Annotated in this window: 2 protein-coding genes; both read left to right on the top strand. The window is 40.1% G+C overall.

Translation table 11 applies throughout. The annotated features are described in order from the left end of the window. Positions 1-487: GNAT family N-acetyltransferase (locus V7659_RS31485; RefSeq protein WP_335543906.1), on the top strand; the 487-nt coding region annotated here is incomplete at its 5' end. 16 nt (positions 488-503) lie between these two features. Beyond that, positions 504-1,175, top strand: coding sequence for a GNAT family N-acetyltransferase (locus V7659_RS31480; RefSeq protein ID WP_335543905.1), 672 nt, complete (start codon positions 504-506; stop codon positions 1,173-1,175). The last annotated feature ends 22 nt before the right edge of the window (positions 1,176-1,197 follow it).

Here is a 1,197-nt window from a genome sequence, read left to right as displayed (position 1 = left end):
GTTTCCAGAAGGTGCATTATGTATTGAAGTTGATGGTGAATTAGCAGGATCGTTAACAGGCTTAATTACCGACTTTGATCCAAGCGATAAAAACCATACGTGGGAAGAAATCACTGACCATGGATACATCCGAAACCATAACCCAAGGGGTAATACCTTGTACATCGTTGATATCAGTGTCCGACCTAGGTACCGTAAACTAGGTTTAGGAAAATTAATGATGCATGCAATGTACCATGTAGTGATCGAGAAAGGTTTAGAACGATTACTAGGCGGCGGAAGAATGCCAGGATATCATAAAGCTGCCAATCACATGACACCAGAACAATATTTAGCATCGACCATTAAAGGAGATTTAAAGGATCCTGTTATTACTTTCTTACTGCGCTGTGGCCGTGTGCCAGTAGGAATTGTAGAAAACTATCTGGAGGATGAAGAATCCTGCAATTATGCGGCATTAATGGAATGGAAAAATCCTTTTAAATAAACGGGGGTATATCTTAATGGACTATATTAGAATCACGAGTATTGATGATCCGAATTTTAGAAAGCTTCATAACTTAATGGGGGAAATTTTCCCCCCTGAAGAAGTGCTGGAGTATGAGCTATGGAAAGAGCCATTAGAAGACCCGAGTATTCGCGTATTTGTAGCAGTCGATGGTGATAAAGTCTTAGGTGCAACTGAATACCGATACTATCCTGATTGGAATATTGCCATGACAGATTTTACGATCATCAGTAAACCTGGCCACAGCCTTGGTCGATTTTTAGCTCAAAACCGATTAAAGGATTTGCAACAATTAGCCAGCAAAAATGGAAAAGAGCTATATGGAATGTTTGCAGAAATATACGATCCGTACAGGGTGGAACATCACGAATTTGGCGGCGTAAAGGTTATGGATCCTTTTGTGCGACGTGAAGTCCTTTCCCATCTGGGTTACAATCGCATTGATATTTCGTATGTTCATCCTTCTTGGGAAAACAATGGGGAAGCCGTAACAGGGCTTGATTTATGTTTCATGCCATTAGATGAAAATATAGACGCATTACCAGCAAATCTAGTAAAGGATTTCCTAACGACCTATTATTCCATTCTTTCAAATAAACCGAAGGAGTGGTTTGAAATGATTGACCGTCTGGGGGACAAGGGAGAAGTATCTCTGTTACCTTTGTAAAAGGCTGTGTTAAAAGTTAATG

It is taken from the genome of Neobacillus drentensis (assembly GCF_036966985.1).
Classification (GTDB): domain Bacteria; phylum Bacillota; class Bacilli; order Bacillales; family Cytobacillaceae; genus Neobacillus; species Neobacillus drentensis_E.
This window is presented reverse-complemented; position numbering and strand designations above follow the sequence as displayed.